We start from the raw sequence: 5,505 nt of genomic DNA, 5'->3' as shown, positions 1-5,505 counted from the left end.
AGCAACATTACCCCGCCTTCAAGGCCTCGCTAGAAGCTCAAGGTCAGTATCTTCCCCGCTACATCCAACAAGAATTCGAAGATTTCCTACAATGCGGTCGCCTAGAGTATGGTTTCTTGCGGGTTCGCTGCGAAGATTGCCATCACGAGCGTTTGGTCGCTTTTAGCTGTAAACGACGCGGCTTTTGCCCCAGTTGCGGTGCCCGCCGGATGGCAGAAAGTGCGGCCTTGTTGGTGGATGAGGTCTTTCCCAAAGTACCCATTCGCCAATGGGTGTTGAGCTTTCCGTTTCAGCTGCGCTTTTTACTGGCTCGTCATCCAGAGCTGATGGGCAAGGTCTTGAGCATTGTTTACCGCGCACTTTCAGCTCACCTCATTAAGACAACGGGTTTCACCAAAACGACGGCACAAAGTGGCTCGGTGACATTGATCCAGCGTTTCGGTTCTGCGCTGAATCTTAATGTCCATTTTCATATGCTGTTCCTCGATGGGGTCTACGCCGACAATGGTCACGGTAAGCAGCGCTTCCATCGCGCTAAAGCGCCTACTCACGAAGAGCTGAACTCCCTCGTCTACACCCTCAGCCACCGCATCGCCCGTTGCTTAGAAAAGCGTGGGATTTTGGAGCGCGATGCCGAGAATACCTGGTTAACGCTGGAAGATGGCGAAGACGATGCGTTGACTCAATTGCACGGCGCTTCCGTGACCTATCGCATTGCAACCGGTCCCCAGCAAGGGCGCAAGGTCTTCACGCTGCAAACCTTGCCGGGGCGTGAGGATAAAGCCGACTCAAGCAGTCGAGTAGCCAACCACGCCGGCTTTTCCTTACATGCTGGTGTGATGGCCGAAGCGCATCAGCGGGATAAACTCGAGCGCCTGTGTCGCTATATAAGCAGGCCGGCAGTTTCAGAAAAACGTCTGGCATTAACCGCCAATGGGCAGGTGCGTTACGAGCTCAAAACTCCGTACCGCAATGGCACGACTCATGTGATCTTTGAGCCGCTGGACTTCATTGCCAAACTGGCCGCGTTGGTACCCAAGCCACGAGTCAACCTCACACGTTTCCACGGCGTCTTCGCGCCCAACAGCAAACACCGCGTTCAAGTGACGCCGTCCAAGCGTGGCAAGAAGCCCGACACTGAGCCACCCGATACCGATTGGCAAGACAAGAGTCCCGCAGAGCGACATCGTGCCATGACCTGGATGCAGCGACTGAAACGAGTTTTCAATATCGATATTGAAGTCTGTGAACACTGCGGCGGTCAAGTCAAAGTGATTGCCAGCATCGAGGACCCCAAGGTCATTGAGCAGATTCTCAGGCACCTGAAGCAGAAAGCGGCCAAGGCGGATGCCGCCAAGCAGCACGAGTTACCGCCAGAACGAGCACCGCCACTGACTCCCAGCCTGTTCGACCCATCACAGAGTCGTCTTTTTGGCTGATAAGCACAAAGCTAACACTGCCAACTTTTAAGTGGAGTGGTGGGGCAGCTTATATCCTGTGAATCATCAATCAGAGAATTTGCCGCTAAGCTGAACCTTTTTTAAGCTAAGCTGGGTTGGTCCGGCAGAGAAAATTAGTGCTTGAGCGGTAAACGGGTGAGGGAATTTCAGGTAAGATACTTCGGGTGAGGGGCAAATCGGTGGTTTATACTTCCTATACCCTCGTCGACTCATACTCTGGGTCATCTTGTAACGCCACAGCCTTTGCCTGAACTTGCGCGCTGCGTACTGAGAGCCCTGGTCACTGTGGAACATCACACCTTCTGGCTTACCTCGTAGTTCATACGCCATATCTAAGGCTCTGGCTGCGAGTTCCGCATCCGGCCGGTGTGACATACTCCAACCGATAACCCTGCGAGTATGGAGGTCGATAACTACAGCAGCATAATGCCATGCTGAGCCCGCCCAGATGTAAGTGATGTCGCCGCACCATACCTGATTGGGTTTCTCCACATTGAACTGTCTGTCCAGTAAGTTCGGGATATCTGGCCGTTCAACCTGAACATTTTTATAAGCATGTTTGCCCGGCTGCTTACTCATCAGCCCTTGTTCTTTCATCAACCGGCCTACTTTGAACCGGCCCATGGTAATGCCTTCATCGCGAAGCATATCAACGAGTGTTCGAGTGCCTGCGGACTGACGACTTTTGTCAAACAGGCGCTTCACTCTGGCGCGCAGAATACGCCGCTTGGCACCAATCAGGCGCTGACGCTTTCGTCGTTCGTAATAACTGCTGACACCAACACCTAACGCTGAACAGACCAATTCTGTTGATTCATGCACCCTCAACCGGTCTATCAGCCCGTGGACTTCAGGTCGTCGGACATCAAGAGTGCAGTAGCCTTTTTTAATATGGTCTTTTCTCGTTCCAGGCGATTTACGCGTGCTTCGAGTTCTTGTATACGCTGCTGCTCCGGAGTCAACGCTTTGGACTTGGGCGTACTGCCGCCGCGCTCTGCCTCAAGTTGCCGAACCCACTTGCGCAGAGTATTTTCATGTACATCTACTGCGCGACCAGCTTCAGTCATACTGTAACCCTGATCAACTACCAGGCTGGCTGAATCATGTTTAAATTCCGGACTGAATGATCGTCTTTGTCTTTTCATTGAACACCTCGTTATTAAGTGTAATGCTACCACTTAAAATGGTGTTCGGGTTTAGTCTGCCACTACAATCAAAAATCTGTTCATATAGCGACAAGTAAACTAACTGGGAATTGTATAAGGTTAGCGATATTCATTGCGAAGTTAATAGATAAAATTTTGTACAAGTTGATGTCCTTAAAATTTACTAAACAACCTACCTTTTCGATTATTGGGTGGCTACTAATCGGCGTTGCTTTCTGCTCTGATGCGCAACAATGGGAGCACTACCCCCAAGCCCCACAAGCAAAAAAAGATGCACCGAACATTTTACTCGTGATGACTGATGATGTTGGTTTTGGATCGTCGAGTACCTTTGGCGGCTTAATTCCTACCCCAAACTTAGATGAGTTAGCTAGTGAAGGACTTAGGTATACACAATTCCATACTACCGCTATGTGTTCTCCAACCCGCGCGTCGTTATTAACAGGTAGAAACCACCATGCGGTTAATTTTGGCGCGATAGGAAATATGAGTGTGGATGTTGAGGGTTACACCTCGGTAATTCCTGCTTCTGCAGCCACTATCGGTAAAGTGTTAGGGGCAAATGGGTACGACACTGGTTGGGTGGGTAAAAATCACAATACGCCCTTGTGGGAAGATACGCCTCTTGGCCCATTTGAACGATGGCCAAACGGGTTGGGGTTTGATTATTTTTATGGGTTTAACGGTTCTCAAACTGACCAATTTAAGCCAACTCTACTCGAGAATCGCACCCAAGTAAGTGTACCTGATACACCCGATTACATTCTCGAGCGAGACTTAGCCGATCATGCTATCTCGTGGTTGCGAACGCAACAAGCGATAGGCGGTAATGCTCCATTTCTATTGTACTATGCTCCTGGCACTGCACACTCTCCCTTACAAGCGCCGCAGCAGTGGTTATCTCGGTTTAAGGGGAAATTTGCAATGGGATGGGACACTATGCGTGCACAAATATGTGAACGTCAACGTGACGCAGGTCTAATTCCAAGCGCTACTCCTTGTACTTCTCGACCTTCTGCGATACCTGCGTGGTCAAGTTTAAATGATGATGAAAAAGTATTTAGTCAAAAGCTTATGGAAGCCTACGCAGCCATGTTGGCGTTTTCAGATTATCAATTTGGTCGCGTGTTAGATGAGCTAAGGCGAAGTGGTCGGTATGAAAATACCCTCATTATCTTCATTCAAGGCGACAATGGTGCGGCAGCGGAAAGCCTGTTAGGCGAGCTTAGTGAAGTCGCCATGTTTAACCAAGTAGATACACACAGCCACGATCTGAAGTTAGCCTCCCTAATCGGTACCGATAAGTCTAAGCCTGTCAATGCTTCAGGTTGGGCGTGGGCAATGAATGCGCCTTTTCAATGGAGTAAGCAGGTTGCCTCCCATTTTGGCGGCACACGTAATGGTGTTGTAATAAGCTGGCCAAAAGCCATTGCTGAGCCTGGAGAGATAAAGCGCGAATTTCATCATGTCATTGATATAGCGCCTACCTTATATGAGGTGGCAGATATAACGATACCGGAACAGGTTGATGGTGTGAGTCAACTCCCTATTGATGGTGTAAGTATGCTGAGTGGAATTATGCGAAGCTCTCTCGAAAAAGTCACAGAAATACCTCGAACGCAATACTTCGAAATGTTGGGCAATAGAGCGTTGTACGACAACGGCTGGGTGGCCGCTACTACGCCAAGAAGGCTGCCTTGGAGTGTTCACTATTCAGAGCCTGAATATGAGTGGGAGCTTTACAATGTAGCAGAGGACTTCTCACAAGCAAATAATCTCGCAAAAACCTATCCAGAAAAATTAAAGGAGCTGCAAGCTAAATTCACTCAAGTGACGCAGGGGTATCATGTACAGCCTATAGATGACCGCTTTATTGAGCGCTTTAATCCTAATTTCCGACCTAACGTAATGGATGGACGCAAAAAATTTACGTATTTTCCGTCCCTGCATCCACTAACGGTAATGTCTGTGCCAGCCCTAAAAAGCAACTGGACAATTACGGCGGATATTAACGTGGACGGGGACGACGCCAGTGGCCCTGTATACACGAGAGGTGATAGATTTAGCGGGTGGGGGCTACAAATTAACAATGGCTATGTACATTTCATTTATCGGTCATCTCACCTGCAAAAAGACGTCAAAACACTTATAAGTGATACCCCTCTTGCGTCTGGCGAGCACAAAGTCACTACGAAAATGACACAACTCTCTAATGGCCAGCATGAACTTACACTGAAGATTGATGATTCTCCAATTACTACTTACTTAGTCATTGATGATGTCGCATTTAACCGCTTAGAGACCCACATTGGTAGGTACGGCGATATTTCTTTAGTATCACAACAGCCAGACAACGGAAAGGTAAGTACTGATGTTATTGAGATTACACTCCATTAAACGCAAACTTCTACGTTTGCGAAGGGGAACTCAATCCACCAAATCTAACGTCATCACAATACGCGGTTGACCGGCGGGTACAGGTGGGGAACGATGCACTATGCCAGCGTTCTCGTTACCCTGCCACAGCTCGCCTTTAAGCAATGCCACATCGCCAGTTTGCAATGCGTTTATATCGTGAATAGACCTAATGAGGCCCCATTCAACATCATTAGATGAGTTGCTTCTATGGCCCAGCTTAGAACGGTCTACTGCAGCGTGTTCAATCCACTGACTTCCAGGGCCTAGAAAGGTGGTGACTAACCGGCAGGGTACTCTATCAACATGAAAGCGTGGGCACATTGCCCTATCAAGGGTGGACAATCGAAACCCTACTGTGTTGTCCTCAAATAAGCACGCAAACATGTCTACTAGTTCAGCAATATAGGCATGCAGTTGTGGTGCAAAGGGCTCTTCGTGAGTTATAACTGAAAGTGGTGTTT

At 48.8% G+C, this 5,505-nt stretch carries 3 protein-coding genes and 1 pseudogene; 2 read left to right on the top strand and 2 right to left on the bottom strand.

The genetic code is table 11. The annotated features are described in order from the left end of the window. Positions 1–1,439: transposase (locus tag ACXAFR_RS27035; RefSeq protein WP_475183198.1), on the top strand; the 1,439-nt coding region annotated here is incomplete at its 5' end. Between the two features lie 219 nt (positions 1,440–1,658). On the opposite strand, the pseudogene ACXAFR_RS27030 reads toward ACXAFR_RS27035, so the two are convergent. Next, positions 1,659–2,605, bottom strand: a pseudogene (locus tag ACXAFR_RS27030) (IS3 family transposase); the annotation flags it as partial. A gap of 156 nt (positions 2,606–2,761) precedes the next feature. On the opposite strand from ACXAFR_RS27030, the gene ACXAFR_RS27025 reads away from it, so the two are divergent. After that, complete coding sequence (locus ACXAFR_RS27025; protein ID WP_475183195.1) at positions 2,762–5,023, top strand: arylsulfatase; 2,262 nt, start codon at positions 2,762–2,764, stop codon at positions 5,021–5,023. Positions 5,024–5,053: 30 nt separating this feature from the next. On the opposite strand, the gene ACXAFR_RS27020 is transcribed toward ACXAFR_RS27025, so the two are convergent. Then, positions 5,054–5,505 (bottom strand): DUF1826 domain-containing protein (locus ACXAFR_RS27020; RefSeq protein ID WP_475183192.1); only part of this gene is annotated, 452 nt, incomplete at its 5' end.

It is taken from the genome of Pseudomaricurvus sp. ABR4_320, from assembly GCF_056159445.1.
This window is presented reverse-complemented; position numbering and strand designations above follow the sequence as displayed.